The following is a 16,861-nucleotide window of genomic DNA, read 5'->3' on the forward strand; positions in this document are numbered from 1 at the left end:
TATTATGGGGTATGTGCCTTTAAAATGCACTACATTGATTTGAGGAGGAAACCAAATAAACGAAGTTTATTTATTAAGATGTTTCCGACGACTTGCCGACGACTTAAGGAGGGGGCACTACATTGATTTGAGGAGGAAACCAAATAAACGAAGTTTATTTATTAAGATGTTTCCGACGACTTGCCGCCGACCTAAGGAGGGGGCACTACATTGATTTGAGGAGGGAACCAATGAAGACTATTAAAAATCTTTATTATCAATATAAGGAAATTATTATGTATTTAATTATGGGAGTTTTAACAACTCTGGTGAACTGGGTTGTATATGCCGTTACTGTCAGGGCACTTCCCATAAGCGGTGAGGTTACAAAAGTTGCCGTTGCTAACGTTATAGCCTGGATTGCAGGTGTAATCTTTGCATATTTCACCAATAAAATCTGGGTTTTTGAAAGCTATAGCTGGAAACTGAAGTTTGTACTTAAAGAAATGTCCATGTTTGTAGGTGCCCGTCTTATAACCGGTTGCATCGAATGGCTTGGAGTACCGGCGTTGGTTAAATTAGGACTTAACCAGAAATTCCTTGGAATTGACGGAATGTTCAGTAAAGTTTTAGTAAGCGTAATTGTTGTTATTTTAAATTATGTATTTAGTAAGCTGTTGATTTTCAAGAATAAAGAAAATCAGGCAGATTAAAAATAAAAGGTAGTTGGAGAATTTCCGACTACCTTTTATTTTTTCGTTGTTTTTCCTCTTTAACCCTTTTTCTTATATATTCAAAGGTTTCTTTTTCTCCCTTTTCATAATTCATAACAAGAAGTTTTGACAATTCCTCCTTTGTTTTGGGATTGATGCTTCTATGAGGTGTTCTGTAGTTAAAATAATCCAGTGGGGATTTATCCGTGTAATTTTTCCCGTTATAGATTTTACTTGCAGCTAATCTGTCGCAAAACATTTCTGCCACATAATTATATGGCATTTCCACCGGTTCATTTCTCTTTGTTTCCAAATTATAATCCACCCAGTATTCGTAATGATGCCTATTTCTTCCTTTATGGTGCATCCACGCCTTGGAATATCCGTATTCTTCCCTTTCGCCTTCGTTAGGACTTCGCTTTCCGGTATAATATTTCACTCCCGGCACAAACTCAGTAGGTGTATACTTTGACAGATCATGTCTAAGTCCCTGCCACAAAATTCCTGCTTTTGCACAGTTTGCTATAACCTTATGTCTATGTTTCGTTATTGTTCTAAAATGCCCAAACAGCCTTTTCCAAAAATTCATCTGTCACTCCTGATTTCAAATTTATTTTCTAACTTTCCTTGCAATATACTCTGCAAATAGTTTTACGATATGAATGTCAGTATTTTCATAAATCATTCTGGCTCCTACGGCATCCTCTATTTCATTAAAAACTGCCTTGCCTTTATGAAAAATAAAGTCAATTCCGGCGTAATCCATTGGCAAAACATTAAGTATTTTTTTAACCATTGAGATTTCATAATCCTTTAATGTATAGGGTTCTGCCTTTCCCCCTAAGCTATAATTGCTTTTGAAACTTTCAGCAGAAGTCCGCTCCATTGCCTGTACAATTTCATTTCCAATAACATACACCCGTACATCTCTTCCTAAATCTGAACAACATTTCTGGAAAATAAAATCATTTCCCTTCATTTCATTTATAGCTTCATTCTTCTGCCGGAAGTTTTCAACCATAAAAACCTGGGTTCCACCGTGACCATTGCAGCTCTTTATAATATAAGGCTTTCCTGAACTTTCTGCTTCCTCTTCACTCATGAGAGGCATAAAGGGAACAATTCCTTCTAAATATTCATAACTTTTTCTTTTATCATTGGCTATTTCCGTTATTTTTCCACTATTAAAGACTCTTATGTTTTTTCCCTCAAAATATCTTGAAACATCAGCATTCCTGCTACGGTTTATAACAAAATCAGGATTTTCAAGTTCTGCTAATTCCACCCTGTCAATAATAACCAATTCCACATCTATATTATATTCATTTAGTGTTTCTGTGATAAATTTAATAAATCTTTTATTTTTAGTCAAATCCTCTGTATTGTAAATAATGTACCCTTTCATTGCAACTCCATTAATTAATTTTCTTTAAAATATAATCAATAATTTTTTCTGCCACATTTACACCTGTGCAGTCATAAATGTTTTTAAAATGGGCATTGGAATTTACTTCGCACAAAACCGGTTCTCCATTTTTTCCGAACATTATGTCAACTCCCGCGAAATCCAATCCTAATTTTTCGCATACTTTAAGTGCCATTTCGCATTGTTCTTTAGTTGGCTGATACTTTTCCATTGAACCCCCGTTAGTTATATTAACCCGAAAATCATTCTTATTAACACGTTTCATTGCCGTAACAATCTCATTTCCCACTACATGTATTCTTACGTCCTGACCTTTAGAACTTTCTATATATTCCTGCATAATAAAATCACAGCCACCGATTTTCTTTATTTGCTCCACAGCCTCATAGTAATCTTCCACCTTATACACCTGCTCCCCGAAAGAGCCTTTATTTTCCTTGATAATCATAGGATATCCCAGGCTTCCTTCTACCTGAAGTACAAAGGTGTAATCAGAATATTCTTTTTCAAAGGTCATTGGTGCACAGTAGGTTTTCGGCATTTTTATATCTGTGTTTTTTAGTTTTATAAAGGTAAGTGATTTATCATCACAGGTTTCTATGGCATCTGCACTGTTAAAAACCCTAAAGCCTTCTGCCTCAAGAAGCCTTGCCAGTTTCACATCCTTATCCCAGAAAATAACGAAATCAGGTTTTTCCCGCCAGTTTACCTTTGAAGAATCTGCCGGAAGTATGGAATCTAACCTGTCATTTTCCAATATTCTCAGTTCACATTCTGCTTCCTCTGCCGCCTTTAAAAGCCATGCATATATTTCATCAAACTTTTTGCTCTTAAGATAACCGTTTACTATAAGCCACCCTTTTTTCATGTATGTTCCTCTTTTCTCTATACTAAATGTTTTGTAATTATTTCCCCATAACATCAAAGAACGGTTAAGGCCCCCTTGCCATTAACCGTTCCGGACTGAAAAATATGTTAGTATACTTATGAGTCTTAGGAGAGACTCTCCTGACAGATAAAAATCTGCCTGGGAAATAAGTATTAGGTACTACATTGCTATTATAACAAAATAAAATTAATATTCAACATTATTTTTGTTTAACCTGCCTTTAATTATATAGTTTTTTATGGTATCATTTGTTAATAAATATGGATTTTGGAGGAATATACTTAATGAGTAGCCGTACATCTGTTAATAAAAACACAAATCAGGAACAAAAAAACACTAAAAACAGTGCACCTTACATAATTATTGCATCTTTGTGCATTATTGTTGTCTTTGTGGTAGTAATATTCGCACTGAAATTTGGAGATTTCAATAAATCTGCACCTTCCAACCAGACAGCTGAAAGTCAGACGGCAAAAACCATTTCCGTTGTTGCGGAATCCGGTGCCCAGGATGGAACATGTAACGCTAAAATCACCAGCGAAAGAAAGATTAAATTTTCTGATTCCTACAAAGAAATAAAAAAATACGAAGATAAACAGTATGATACTGTAGATGGAGATTATAAGGAATCCACAGACGGTTACGGATATCTTACTTACAAATTTGATATTGCCAACACCGCTTCATTCTTTGGAATGTCTGTGGCACCGTCAGACCCCAATGCCCTTTTACAGTATGTTTTTTTTAATGATAAATTATTGGAAATCCGTATACAATACGGTTCTTTAGGAGAAACTTCCTATGAAACCATTTTATCAAATATTACGAAAAAATATGGTGACGCTACATATTCAAGAGAATATTCTAATGGAAATAAAGAGAGTTGGTGGAAAACCAAGTCTATAACCCTTACGGCTTATTACCAAAATGAGGGAGTAAGTGTATACTATCGTAAGAACTAATTTTTAGGAAGGATTGTGATAATCTTAACTGATTATCATGTTAAATTTATGTCATATAATGATTACGTCCGTGCCTCAAAAATGGGGCAAAAAGATTATCAGTCAAAACTTATTGCAGGTGAAATTCCTACTTTAGCAGCCCTTGATGATATTTTACACGAAACACGAAATTATAGAGAGGTTTCTATTGGATTGGTACAAATTCCATTAGACCAGATTGTCGGCACTAAAACCAGCGGAAGAAGTAATTCTTTTTCCAGCAATTTTATGCCTATTCTTGATGTGGACTCAGAATTTGCCTCCAAATGGATAAATCTTAGCATAAGTCAGGTTAATGAAGGAATTAATTCGCCTATTATTGCCTATGAATACATGAACAGATTTTATGTTTTAGAAGGTAATAAACGTGTCAGTGTTTTAAAGTACTTTAAGGCTACCTCTATAATGGGTGAAGTTACCCGTATTGTTCCGAGAAAAACTGACGATAAAAACATAAAAATCTACTATGAATATATGGATTTTTATGAACTTAGTCATATAAATTATATATATTTTTCAAGGCTTGGAAGCTTTGAAAAGCTTCAGGCAGCCGTAGGTAAAGGTCCTGATGAACATTGGTCTGACGATGAAATGGCAGACTTCCGTTCATTATACTTATTATTTAAAAGCGAATATATTTCCCACGGAGGAGATGAATTAAAACATATAACTCCGGGAGATTCATTTTTGTCTTTTATTACTTTATACGGATATAAAGAACTTTTAGCCAAAAGCGACAATGAAATTAAGAAGCTGATTTCCCTTAATTACACGGAATTTGAATTAATGTCCAAAAAACAGGTTGATTTGAGAATGACTGCTTCCATGAAAAAGCCTTCCGTTTTAACTAAATTGCTGACACCTTCACAAAATTCCCTGAAGGTGGGATTTATATATGAAAAGACCTCTGCCTCTTCTTCATGGACTTACTCTCATGAATTAGGCAGGGCCCATTTAGAAGAGAGTCTAAAGGACGAAATAACTACAGTATATTATGACAATGTTACTGTAAATACCATAGAAGCCACTTTGGCAAAGGCAATTGCTGAAAATTGTGATGTTATATTTACCACTTCACCTGCTTTTTCCCAGGCAAGTCTTAAATATGCCATTGCCCACCCTAAAATTCATATAGTAAACTGTTCTCTTCATGCTGCTCACAGTCATATGCGTACTTACTATGCACGTATGTATGAGGCGAAATTTATTATGGGTGCCATTGCCGGTGCCATGTCTGAGCATGACAAAATCGCTTATATTGCTGATTACCCTATTTATGGAACCATTGCCAATATAAATGCTTTTGCCCTTGGTGCTAAAATGACCAATCCCCGTGCCCAGATACACCTTTTGTGGCGCTGTCTTAAGGATTTTGATTTTGACAGACAGCTTTCGGATTTACAACCGGATTGCGTTTCAGACCATGATTTGTCTGTTCCCGAAGCCGGTAGCCGCTATTATGGTTTATATAAAATGTACAGTGACAGTGTCTGGAATCTTGCCATTCCCGTGTACCACTGGGGACCTTTTTACACCCAGTTAGTGCGTTCCATATTAGACGGCACATGGAAATCCGGTGAAGGCAAAGATGCCACAGCCATTAATTACTGGTGGGGAATGTCCCAAAAAGCCATAGACATTATTAGCTCTCCATGGCTTCCTGAAGGCATAAAACGTCTTCTGGGACTTTTAAAGAAAACTATCTGTTCCGGTGAATTTAACCCATTTTCCGGTGTTATTTATTCTCAGGACAGAACCATTAGAAACAGCGAAAATCAGACATTGTCTGTAAATGATATTATTACAATGGATTGGCTTTCTGATAATATTATTGGAAAAATTCCGGTTATTGAAGAATTAACGGAGCATGCCAAGCCTGTTACCCTGCAACAGGGATTACATGACAAATAACGGATTAATAAGATAAAGGACTTTAAAATGAAAATATTAGTAATTGCAGATGTAGAATCCCCTTATTATTGGGATTTCTACTCCGAGGACAAACTTAAGGGCATTGATTTGATTATATCCTGTGGTGATTTGGCACCTCAATATTTATCTTTTCTTGTAACCCTTTCTCATGTTCCTGTTTTGTATGTACACGGGAATCACGATGGATGCTACAAGGATACCCCTCCTGATGGATGTATTTGTATTGATGACCGCATATATGTACACGATGGATTGAGAATTATGGGACTTGGAGGTTCCATGAAATATCACACAGGTCCGTATCAATATACGGAAAAACAAATGCGAAGACGTTTTAAAAAGCTTATACCCAGGATTTTCCGGCATAAGGGGATTGATATTTTAGTCACTCATTCTCCTGCTCTTAAAATTAATGATGGTGAAGACCTTCCTCATAAGGGATTTGAAGTATTTCGGGAAATAATGGATAGGTATCACCCTAAATACTTTTTACACGGTCATGTACATAAATCATATACCAGCAAATTTAAACGCTATGATGAGTATCAGGGCACTATTATAGTCAACGGTTGCGAAAGATGTATTATAGAAGTGGAACAAAAAGACTGATTCGGAAAATTTCCGAGTCAGCCTTTTTGCGTAAAAAATCATTTTTTAATTTTCCACATACTCCACACTATATGTTGAGTCTCCTTCATTTATGATATTTATCACCATTTTATTTTTCACTTTTTTCTCCTCTACCAATGAAACTGCAACTTTAGATACCTTACTTTTTTATACTTTCATAAATCTTTTCTTTATCATATTCCGGTGCGAATTTTTGTGCTACCTCACATATACTTCTTATATTATCAATATTTTCTTCCAGTTCATCTGCTATCTGTTCAACCGATTTGTTTTTACTTAGCTTCCTGCAAACCATCTCAATAAGTTTTATTTCTGTTCCTTTTTCCACCCCTGCCTGTTCGCCTTCTTCGTAGGAGTCCTCCCGTATGTGTGCCATGGTTTTTGCCTCATCATATTCTATTTTGAGCATATCCGTCACCTCCGATTTATGCTCCAGCAGGAACTCCTTTAAAATGTCATTACTTATACAATACTCAATTGCTTCTACAATTGCCTCTTTTAGCTCCTGAGCATCCTGCCGAAACTCTCTTATTTTACCAATCAGTATACCATATTCGCCTAAAATTGAACACTGTTCAAGTAATTTTTGATTATGCCCGTGATTAATATTTAATACTACAGCAGTCCACTCAAACTTTCCCTCTTTTACAGGAACCTGAAATGCATCAGATAATTTAAGTACTTCCCTCTCCGGTCTTTCTTCTTCCCCATTGTAAAATACATAAAAGAGCCATACTCTAATGATTAATCATCAAAGTATCAGCCCTTTCATTTTAATTATAATGTTTTGCCTGAGTATTATACATATTGAAATACAGGCCTCTGGTGTTTTTCATTAATTCCTCATGAGTTCCCTCTTCAACTACCAAGCCATTCTCAAGAACTATTATTCTGTCGCAGAATCTGCAAGATGATAGCCTGTGAGAAATGTATATTGCCGTTTTTCCATGAACTAGTCTGTCAAAGTTTTTGTAAACCTCATATTCAGAAATAGGATCAAGAGCTGCCGTAGGTTCGTCCAGTACGACTATTGGTGCATTCTTATATAATGCCCTTGCGATGGCAAGTTTCTGACCCTGCCCTCCTGATGGTTCAACACCATTTTCCACAAACATCTTGTAAATATGGGTTTCATCTTTATCTTCAAGGCTGCCAATCCATTCTTCAATTCCGGCAATTTTGTATATTTCTTCTAAATCGACATTTTTATCCTCAAAAACTGTTACGTTTTCCTTAATCGTAAAAGCAAAAAGTCTGAAATCCTGAAATACCACAGATAACAGCCTTACATATTCTATGAAACTGTACTCTCCGGCTTCCCTGCCGTTTATTAATATTTTTCCTTCGTAATTATCGTATAGATGACATAGTAATTTTATGAAGGTTGTCTTTCCGGCACCGTTTTGTCCTACAATGGCAATATGTTCCCCTGCCTTGATTTTTGCAGATATATTTTTAAGAATATACTTTTCAGTATTTGGATATTTAAAGCTTACATTCTTAAATTCAATTTCACACTTATTAATTTTTGCCAAAATATCTTCTGTTTCTTCCAATTTTATATTGTCTGACAATCCGTTTTCTACTGTTGTTTTATCAAATTCATTATCTTCCACCGCCACATTTTCAACAAAATCAATATAATACTTCAATACTGAAGATGTATAATTCATCTCCAAATATGAATTAATTATTTTTCTAATTGCATGTCCAAACTCACCCGTTGCCTCAAACAAACTTGAAAACTCACCGATAGAAATATATTTTTTAAAAACATTTACCACCAGCAATATATAAATTGCCATATCACTTATAGCACCAAATATAATGTTTACATCCCAATATTTTAAAAATCCCATATGGTATTTCCTACTTATCCTATATATTCTGTCCACATATTCATCATATTTCTTTTCAAATATTGCAGATGCATCATAAAGACGAATGTCCTTGGCATACCTGCTTTCCTGCAATTCAGTATTAAAATATGTACTTCCTCTTTCCACCGTGCTCATTTCTTTGAAGAATTTACGTCTGCCCTTGTTTACTTTCGATGTAGTATAGGAGTTTACTGCAAAGGAAATAATTACCGGAATCATCAGCCACGGAATCCTTGTACAAACAAGAACTACAACTCCCAATGCTACAAAGAAATTAGTAATTATGTTTGCCAGTGCTGTAATAAGACCGTTAACCTGCCCTGTTTCGTTTAATGCTCTCTCCGCATTTTTAATAATATCTAAAACATCTGTGTCCTCTGTATTTTGAAACTTCATGTTAACGCAACTCATACACAAATTGGTTTTAAGTATTCTATCAAACTTTTCGCAAATCTTAGAGATGTTTTCTCCTGTCCACTTCTTCACATTTGCACAAATAAAGTTTCCGCCACAAATAAAGGCTACCCAGAACACAATCCACCCCATGTTTCTTTTAGATGCATCTGCAATTTCATCAATAAGGTACTGGGTTCCTAAAATTGTAATAAAAGGAGACACGGAATTAATAATTATGTTTACTATAAGAAACATATAATACATTTTATCATTTTCCCATGCGAATTTTCCAAAAAACTTAAAGCATCGGATACTTTCTTTACTATTTTTCATACTACTGTCCTCCTTCCATTTCAACTTTCAATGCTTTTGCATCTCCATTATTAGTTGTTTCGGTGCTTTCCGCATTATCGCTATTTTTTTGTTTTTCCTCATAATACTGGGACTGAATGCCAAACATATATGCGTATTTTCCATTCTTTGCCATTAATTCCTCATGAGTTCCCTCTTCCACAATCATTCCGTCTTCAAACATTGCAATCTTGTCACAAAATCTTGTACTTCCTAATCTATGAGATATGAAAACTGCCGTCTTACCCTTTATCATGTTTTCAAATTCACGATACATTCTGTCTTCTGCCAAAGCATCAAGGGCAGCTGTAGGTTCATCCAAAATAACAACTTTTCCATCTTTATACAAAGCTCTTGCCATGGCAAGTCGCTGTTTTTCACCACCTGACAAATCAATTCCCTCTTTATCAAATATTTTTAATAAATTGGTATGCACACCTTTTTCATAAGAGTTGATTTTTTCACCTAATCCGCTTTGCTCTAATACCTTATGTATCTTATTCATATCTGTTTTGTCTTCCTCGGCAAAGGAAATATTCTGATAAATCGGCATTGCAAAGCTTTCCACATTTTGAAATACAGGTGAAAACAGTTTAAAATATTCCTCTCTGTTATATTCTTTTATATCAATGCCATTTAAAAGGATTCTGCCTTCACTTGGTTCATATAACTTCATCATAAGTTTTATGAAAGTAGTTTTCCCGGCACCGTTGACACCAACTACCGCCAGTTTTGCTCCATCCTTAATGGTTAGATTAACATTCTTTAACACATAATTATCATGTCCCGGATATTTAAAACTTACATTTTCAAATCTAAATTCAAACCTATTAAGATTTATATCTGTAATATAACCGTCCTTTTCGTCCGCTGTTTCTTTATCCTCTTTCCAGTCTATAAAATTTCTGTAATCATTAATCATAAGACAATTGCCTCTTATGCTTGAATAAATCCAGTTAACATATCCCACTGAATTATGAAAAGTTGTTACCAGTCCCACATAAAGGACAAAATCCGATATTTGGTACGCACCTGTAACAACATTGTAAACAAGCCATGTATACATAAGAACCTTCTGAATAAGTAATATCAGTTCCATATCAACATTACACACAATCCATCTGTTATGATGTTCCTTGTTTTTAACATTGTAAACGTTATTTACGTCATCTAATTTTCTTTGGAAAATATTTGACATGTTAAAAAGTCTGATATCCTTCGCAAAATCAAAATTCTTAGTGGTTGACTCTAAGTAAGTCATTTTACGCCATGTAGGCGCCATGGCATCAGAAAATTTTTCCTTATCAAGCTTCGTGAAATAGGTTAATATTTTTGCCGTTCCAAATGATATTATAATAAAACATACCATCATCAGTAAATTTTGAATACCGATTAACACGGCTGACAAAATCATCAATGTCCCCTGAGCTATAAAATTTCTGCTTTCATATAACACTCCATGAAATCCACTTCCTCTGGTAACTGCTGTTTTCGCTCTTTGGGCATAATCAAGGAAATCCGGGGATTCCATATTTTTAAAATCAGTGTGAAATAGCTTGTCCATTCTCTTCTTTTCAACATAGCCCTCTGTCTTCCGGTATTCAAACTCAAAGCTGTTGTAACAGGAAGTGCTGATAATATCAAAAATCAACATTATCAGGCAAATAACTATTGTATAAATAATTATTGTTTTAAGGGGCAAATCATTCTCAATAAATGACAACACATATTTAGGAGCATATGAATTTAACAAAGTTCCCACTATGTCTCCTATAGGCTTAATTAATGTGATTGCCAGCAATCTTAAATTGCTTTTTCTCTCAATATTCAGGGCATAAATAAAATTATTTAAAAACCCGTATGTCTTCTGTTTTTCCATAAATCTCCTTATTATTAAATTCTTTTACTTATACCAATTCTAACAAATGTAACGTTTTTATACAAGGTGGATTATGATTTAGAAGAACTTCTTTTTAATGCAAAAATAAAAGGCACAAGCTGACCTGTGCCTCAAATAATCATATACGTTTTTTATAATTTTATAAATAATCTGCCACGGCCATGTAAACATTTACCAGAAAAATTGCAACGAATATAACCAGCAAAATCCGACCTAACCAGACTTCTCCTTTTCCTCTTTTTACCGTTTGTTTCTTTTTTTCAAATCCATTATCTTTTGCTATTTTTACTGCTTTTTCCCAGTCCTCATCACGAACCAGAACGCTCTTGTATATCATTACATCTGAGCCTTTTACCCTGAAGTAATCCCCGGCTCCTCCTGCACGAACATTTGTCTGAATGTTGCAACTCTCTAACAAGCCTACGAGCATCTGTAATTCCACTTCATTATTTGTTGAATATACTTCTTTCATTTCTTCCCTCCGTTAAGTATTTCTAAAATTTTATATGTAAGTTGTTTTTGCTAATACAAATTTTAGCAGATACCAGGTGTTAGTGCAAGTAGGGGGTGATTGGATTTACTTATAACGATTTACCTATAAATCTGTTTAATATTTTATTTTACAACTACCGACACGGCTTTGTTTTCATCGTTTATGATACTTATGCATTCCTTGATTTCTAATTTTTCCGCCTCTTTTTTAGTAATTCCAACAGTTTTCTTTGTCTTTATATCATATGCAAATGCATCTTCTGCCATAGCGTATACCTCTTTGTTTTCTGCATCGTCCCAAAATGTATCTCCCTTAGTAATTGTATAACCATCACTGCTTTTGCCCTCAGGATAAACCACTTTGAAATCCAGACCGTTCAGTACCTCTGACCATTCCATTAATGTAAGTTTAGAAACCTCTTGACCCCCATCATTTATGGTATGTTTATCATTAAAATTCAGAACTACCTTTTTATCTGATTTTTTAGAATACCCACACAAAGTAACAGATTTTCCATTTTCCCCTGATACTGATATCCAATCCTTACTATTTTCACAATATGCATTTATTGACACTAACGAACTATTATCCAAAACTTTATTTCCGTCGCATAAAATTATAATTTCTGATGGATAACATTTACATTGATCCATTTCTTTAATAGTAGTTGCTGCCGTTTTCAACACTGATGGTACATTCCTGGTATGTACTTCAACCTCTTTCTCCATAGTACCCCCTTCATTTCCTGATATCATTAATTCTGATATTTTATCATGATAAGAAAATGTAAAAAAACACATTCCCAGTATAAGCATTAGCGAAATCATACACACCATAATTGACAGAAACTTTTTCTTTTTACTTAACAACAAATCTCTCTCCTCCACTATATTTTTCATACACTATTTTTGTTGATGAATCTATGCAGAATGCCGGTCTCACTCCTGCACTATCAAATGCATTTTGTGTTGTTAACTTATTTTTTCCCGTATAAACGTAATTTAAAGATATTGTATAATTATCCGGAGTTCTTAGCATCCACGTGATTGGTTTTCCATCTAACAAACATAATCTATTATGATAGTTCTCAAAATACTTTATTTCTTCACCCTCTATGACATCATACTCTCCACTTAAACATAGTTCTTCAAGTGAAAGTAAAAATACTTTTCTGTTAATTTGATTACAAATATTTTCAGATTTACCTAACGCTTCCTTAGCAGCTATTGTAATGTCAATTGATTCTACCTTATCACTTATTTCATCTAAATAAGTTATGTATTCATTACTTAAGAACTGATCAATTTCACTGTCCTCATAATACGAACTGTAATCATTAAATCTACGTACTTCCAGCAAACATTCCTTTCGTAGCAACAAAGTTTTACCATCTTGATAATCACTCTGCAACACAAGAAATGGCACATACTTACCGTTTTCTTTAACATATACTTCGTATTCATCTTTATTATTATCATAGGAAATATCTGATATGGTTGCGTTATTTTTATCAAAACCACAAGAAGATAAGATAAACATCATAAGACAAATTAAAATACTTAGATAAGATACTTGAAATATTTTCTTCATTTTCTCTTTCCTCCATTTGAGCAAAACTATTCCAACAATTTGCACTTGCTCATTTATGTATTAGTGCAATAATGCATATTATAAACAATCAATTCAATAATACAATACTTGATTTTTATTTTATTCTATGTTATCGAAAACGTATCTCGTAAGTAAAACAGGTGTGCAATTTTCAATTTTGTACACCTGCCGTCTGTAAATCCTCCGTCTGAAAGTACTTGTTATCCGCATAGGAGCTCCCTCTGATAAAGAGTGCACAATAAGATTTGTTCATGTTTACTAACTTCTTGGTGTTTATTTTTGCTATATTTAATTGTTTGTCATGTGGTCCGAGATATCTGACACATATGGATTAACACTTCTTGTCAAAATCTTCTAAGCCCCAGAGTGACAAGTTTTAATGAATTTATGGATTGAGAGACATAAATTTGCAAAAAAGTAATCTTTACAAAAATCTACTTGACTTTGATTTTTATAATTTTAGTTGCTTCATAGTACTTTTTTGTTTTACACGCAACGATTTTTATTTTGTATATTCCTTTTTTTATGCCCTTCTTCAATGTTACTTTTCCTAATTTATTAACAGTTATATACTTTGATTTTTTGGATTTGCATACATAGTAACATAATCTTCCATCACCAGTTGTTGTTGCCTGCAATTTAAAAGATACTCTTTTATTTTTCAATTTTTTTGCTTTGTATCTTTTAATTTTTGCAGTCTTTATTGTTTGCTTCTTTAACACGGGTGATTTTGGAGCATTTTGCTTTGTTTCTTCTTGAATTGTTGTAGACTCTTCAATTTTATCAAATGTTATAACATTGTATCCATTATTTTTTGCATACCAATATGTCTTAGAATCACTATCACAATGAATTGTAACTTTTTCTGGTAATATTATATCTGAAATATCAATTGAATCACCATGAATATAAAAATCTTTTAGATTGCAATCTCTAAATGCACCCCAACCTATACTTGTTATATTTTCTGGTATTTCTGCAGTTTCAATCCATTTCCTCGCAAATACTACTCTGTTATTTTCTATACAAAGTCCTTGTTCTTCTTTATTTACTATAACCAAACCCGTTTGGGATAAATCACATGTTCCATTATATTCAAAGTTATCTTTTGTAACAAAGCATCCTATAAATGATTCTATACCCATTTTTGTTACACTATTAGGTATTATTATATTCGCTAAATTTATACATCCACTAAATGCATCACGACCTATACTAGTTGCATTTTCTGGAATAGTAATTCTATTTAAACTTTTACATCCACTAAATATCCCCTCGTTTATTTTTATAATATTTTTGGAAAGGTATATACTTTGTAAACTTTCACACTCAGCAAATGCATAACTTCCTATTTCCAAAACATTATCATCTAAAGTAATTTTTTCTAATTTCACACAGTCATTAAAAGCTCCACTTCCTATTCTAGTGACCTTATTTGGTATAACTATTTCATTTATTTTTAGACACCCTCGAAACGCATAATCTCCAATACTTGTTACATTATTTGGAATATTAATGTTAGCTAAATTTCTGCATCCTTGAAATGTGCCTTTTTCTATATTAATTATATTGTCAGACAATTTTACATCAACCAAACCTGTACAATCATCAAAAGCATAACTACATAGTTTTGTAATATTATTTGGTATCGTTATATCCGTTAAACCTCTACAACGATAAAAAGCATAACTGCCTATGTTCGTTAAACTGTCAGAAAATATAACTTCTGTCAAGTAATCACATCCATAAAAAGCTCGATTTGGAATACTTTTTTTCCATCCATATTCAATATTACATCCGCTTCCTATTGGGCCTGCTGTTTTTAGACTACTGCATCCATCCAACGCATATTGCTCAATATTTGAAATTTCCTCTGGAATAATTACTTTAACTAAATTTGTGAAATTTTTAAAAGCAAAACTAGGAATGTATTCATCCCATCCAAATTCAATATCGCATCCACTTCCTATTGGACCTGCTGTTTTTAAACTTTTGCACCCATAATATATATTGTCTCCTATTTTAACAATTTCCTTAGGAATAGTTACTTTTTTTAAATTAACACAATTTGCAAATGCATAACTAGGAATGCTTGTATCCCATCCGTACTCATAATCGCATCCACTTCCTATTGGACCTGCTGTTTTTAAACTATCGCATCCATAAAAAGATAATTTATTTATACTTGTTACACTCTGAGGAATTGTAATGCTTATTAAATTTCTACAATTATAAAATGCATATTTACCAATGCTTACAACACCTTCCGGAATAATAATGCTTACTAAACTACCACAGTTATAAAAAGCTTCATTGCCAATACTAGTTAAACTTTCTGGCAATTCTATATTAGTAAGACTTCTGCAATATTCAAAAGTTTCTTCATATATTTTATTGATTTGACCTAATATAATTACACTTTTTATGTTCTCGCATCTATAAAAAGATTTTTTGCCTATACTTGTTACACTTTTAGGGATAGTAATGCTCTCTAAACTACTACAATTGTAAAATGCTCCTTCACCTATGGTTGTTAAACTTTCTGGCAATACTATTTTTCTAAGATTGTTGCAATTTTTAAATGCATCATTTTCTATATTTGTGACTGTATTGGGGATTTCAACATCGGTTACCCCTTTTCTTACATGAATTACACTGCTGTCTTTTATGCATACTCCTTGAACTTCATCATCTAATAATGTTAAGCCATCTAAATCACAGTTACTGTTATTTATTATATTAACTTTGGCAATATAACAACCTGAAAATGCTCCACTTCCAATATCTGTTACACTTTCAGGTATCTCAATATACATTAAATTGTCACATCCACTAAAAGCATAGCTTTCTATATTTATAATTGAATTAGGAATATCAACTTTTTCCACCCATCTTCTTGCATATACTACTTTATTATCTTTTATACAAACACCGCCAATTTCATCGTCGATTACTGTCAATCCCCGTATTTCACAAGAACTCTGGTTAATTATATTGTCTTTTTTTACATAACATCCTGAAAAAGCACCATATGCTATATCCTTTACACTTTCAGGAATCGAAATATTAGTTAGATTAATACATCCGGAAAATGATGCACTATATATGTTTGTTAAATTATTTGATAACTTTATATTTTTCAAATTACTACATCCACAAAATACTCCATATCCCATATTTGTTATACTATCTGGTAATATAATGTTTATTAAATTACTACACCCAGAAAAAGTATAATTTCCTATAGTTGTTATGCTATCCGAAAAAATAACGTTTGTTAAATTACTGCAACCAGAAAATGTATTATTTCCTATACTTTTTAAGCTATTTGGAAAGCTTACACTCGTCAATTGTAAGCATGCTGAAAATACACCATCTACGATATTTGTTATTCCATTTTCTATCTTAATATATTTAATATCGTTCCTTATAGAATAATATGATGAATCAAAATAATCTTTTACTTCCCCTTCTCCAGATACAACTAATGTCTCAGTATCGCTATCATATGTCCACTTAATACTATCTCCACATTTTCCATTAGTGTCTTCTGCAAAAATGTTGTTAATTTTTATTCCATTAATCATACATATTGTCATTACAATAATTAAAATTTTTGATAATAATTTTTTCATGTAAGTACTCCATTAATAAATTTTG

General features: G+C 33.2%; 14 protein-coding genes. 4 read left to right on the forward strand and 10 right to left on the reverse strand.

The features are described from left to right. Positions 1–230: 230 nt before the first annotated feature. A complete protein-coding gene (locus tag H8S00_RS07430) occupies positions 231–692 on the forward strand; it encodes a GtrA family protein (RefSeq protein ID WP_021953554.1) in 462 nt (153 codons plus the stop codon). 28 nt (positions 693–720) lie between these two features. Here H8S00_RS07430 and H8S00_RS07435 read toward each other — a convergent pair whose 3' ends face one another. Genes H8S00_RS07435 through H8S00_RS07445 form a run of 3 tightly spaced genes read right to left on the reverse strand, consistent with a single transcriptional unit; the run spans position 721 to position 2,986 of the window. Then, positions 721–1,281 (reverse strand): DUF5662 family protein, encoded by a 561-nt coding sequence (locus H8S00_RS07435; protein ID WP_118589824.1) that lies wholly within the window; start codon positions 1,279–1,281, stop codon positions 721–723. A 21-nt stretch (positions 1,282–1,302) separates the two neighbouring features. Next, positions 1,303–2,097, reverse strand: coding sequence for an ATP-grasp domain-containing protein (locus tag H8S00_RS07440; protein ID WP_186840335.1), 795 nt, complete (start codon positions 2,095–2,097; stop codon positions 1,303–1,305). A 10-nt stretch (positions 2,098–2,107) separates the two neighbouring features. After that, a complete protein-coding gene (locus tag H8S00_RS07445) occupies positions 2,108–2,986 on the reverse strand; it encodes an ATP-grasp domain-containing protein (protein ID WP_186840336.1) in 879 nt (292 codons plus the stop codon). A gap of 305 nt (positions 2,987–3,291) precedes the next feature. Between H8S00_RS07445 and H8S00_RS07450 the strand changes: the two genes are divergently transcribed. From H8S00_RS07450 to H8S00_RS07460, 3 genes are read left to right on the forward strand one after another with little or no spacing between them, the layout of a single operon-like run. Next, positions 3,292–3,969, forward strand: coding sequence for a hypothetical protein (locus tag H8S00_RS07450; RefSeq protein WP_186840337.1), 678 nt, complete (start codon positions 3,292–3,294; stop codon positions 3,967–3,969). A gap of 15 nt (positions 3,970–3,984) precedes the next feature. Next, on the forward strand, positions 3,985–5,919 hold the full coding sequence (locus tag H8S00_RS07455; protein ID WP_366459610.1) for a BMP family ABC transporter substrate-binding protein: 1,935 nt from the start codon (positions 3,985–3,987) through the stop codon (positions 5,917–5,919). A gap of 27 nt (positions 5,920–5,946) precedes the next feature. Further along, positions 5,947–6,549 carry a metallophosphoesterase family protein gene (locus H8S00_RS07460; RefSeq protein ID WP_118589820.1) on the forward strand — a complete coding sequence of 201 codons (603 nt, stop codon included), beginning with the start codon at positions 5,947–5,949 and terminating at the stop codon, positions 6,547–6,549. A 160-nt stretch (positions 6,550–6,709) separates the two neighbouring features. On the opposite strand, the gene H8S00_RS07465 is transcribed toward H8S00_RS07460, so the two are convergent. From H8S00_RS07465 to H8S00_RS07495, 7 genes are all read right to left on the reverse strand, one after another. Beyond that, complete coding sequence (locus H8S00_RS07465; RefSeq protein ID WP_186840338.1) at positions 6,710–6,979, reverse strand: hypothetical protein; 270 nt, start codon at positions 6,977–6,979, stop codon at positions 6,710–6,712. Positions 6,980–7,343: 364 nt separating this feature from the next. Further along, positions 7,344–9,179 carry an ABC transporter ATP-binding protein gene (locus tag H8S00_RS07470; protein ID WP_186840339.1) on the reverse strand — a complete coding sequence of 612 codons (1,836 nt, stop codon included), beginning with the start codon at positions 9,177–9,179 and terminating at the stop codon, positions 7,344–7,346. Between the two features lies 1 nt (position 9,180). Continuing rightward, positions 9,181–11,076, reverse strand: coding sequence for an ABC transporter ATP-binding protein (locus tag H8S00_RS07475; protein ID WP_186840340.1), 1,896 nt, complete (start codon positions 11,074–11,076; stop codon positions 9,181–9,183). Between the two features lie 160 nt (positions 11,077–11,236). Further along, positions 11,237–11,569, reverse strand: coding sequence for a putative signal transducing protein (locus H8S00_RS07480; RefSeq protein ID WP_118589816.1), 333 nt, complete (start codon positions 11,567–11,569; stop codon positions 11,237–11,239). A gap of 143 nt (positions 11,570–11,712) precedes the next feature. Further along, positions 11,713–12,462 carry a hypothetical protein gene (locus H8S00_RS07485; RefSeq protein ID WP_186840341.1) on the reverse strand — a complete coding sequence of 250 codons (750 nt, stop codon included), beginning with the start codon at positions 12,460–12,462 and terminating at the stop codon, positions 11,713–11,715. Beyond that, positions 12,449–13,180, reverse strand: coding sequence for a DUF6273 domain-containing protein (locus H8S00_RS07490; protein ID WP_186840342.1), 732 nt, complete (start codon positions 13,178–13,180; stop codon positions 12,449–12,451). The genes H8S00_RS07485 and H8S00_RS07490 overlap by 14 nt, the downstream gene beginning before the upstream one ends. A gap of 455 nt (positions 13,181–13,635) precedes the next feature. After that, positions 13,636–16,836 carry a leucine-rich repeat domain-containing protein gene (locus H8S00_RS07495; RefSeq protein WP_186840343.1) on the reverse strand — a complete coding sequence of 1,067 codons (3,201 nt, stop codon included), beginning with the start codon at positions 16,834–16,836 and terminating at the stop codon, positions 13,636–13,638. Between the last annotated feature and the right edge of the window lie 25 nt (positions 16,837–16,861).

The organism is Eubacterium segne, assembly GCF_014287775.1.
In the GTDB taxonomy this organism is placed as follows: Bacteria; Bacillota; Clostridia; order Lachnospirales; family Lachnospiraceae; genus Eubacterium_G; species Eubacterium_G segne.

Coding starts and splice junctions, on each gene's coding strand:
- H8S00_RS07445 (WP_186840336.1), bottom strand. CDS start 2,986: ATGAAAAAAGGGTGGCTTATAGTAAACGGTTATCTTAAGAGCAAAAAG.
- H8S00_RS07475 (WP_186840340.1), bottom strand. CDS start 11,076: ATGGAAAAACAGAAGACATACGGGTTTTTAAATAATTTTATTTATGCC.
- H8S00_RS07495 (WP_186840343.1), bottom strand. CDS start 16,836: ATGAAAAAATTATTATCAAAAATTTTAATTATTGTAATGACAATATGT.
- H8S00_RS07440 (WP_186840335.1), bottom strand. CDS start 2,097: ATGAAAGGGTACATTATTTACAATACAGAGGATTTGACTAAAAATAAA.
- H8S00_RS07460 (WP_118589820.1), top strand. CDS start 5,947: ATGAAAATATTAGTAATTGCAGATGTAGAATCCCCTTATTATTGGGAT.
- H8S00_RS07470 (WP_186840339.1), bottom strand. CDS start 9,179: ATGAAAAATAGTAAAGAAAGTATCCGATGCTTTAAGTTTTTTGGAAAA.
- H8S00_RS07430 (WP_021953554.1), top strand. CDS start 231: ATGAAGACTATTAAAAATCTTTATTATCAATATAAGGAAATTATTATG.
- H8S00_RS07435 (WP_118589824.1), bottom strand. CDS start 1,281: ATGAATTTTTGGAAAAGGCTGTTTGGGCATTTTAGAACAATAACGAAA.
- H8S00_RS07490 (WP_186840342.1), bottom strand. CDS start 13,180: ATGAAGAAAATATTTCAAGTATCTTATCTAAGTATTTTAATTTGTCTT.
- H8S00_RS07480 (WP_118589816.1), bottom strand. CDS start 11,569: ATGAAAGAAGTATATTCAACAAATAATGAAGTGGAATTACAGATGCTC.
- H8S00_RS07450 (WP_186840337.1), top strand. CDS start 3,292: ATGAGTAGCCGTACATCTGTTAATAAAAACACAAATCAGGAACAAAAA.
- H8S00_RS07465 (WP_186840338.1), bottom strand. CDS start 6,979: ATGCTCAAAATAGAATATGATGAGGCAAAAACCATGGCACACATACGG.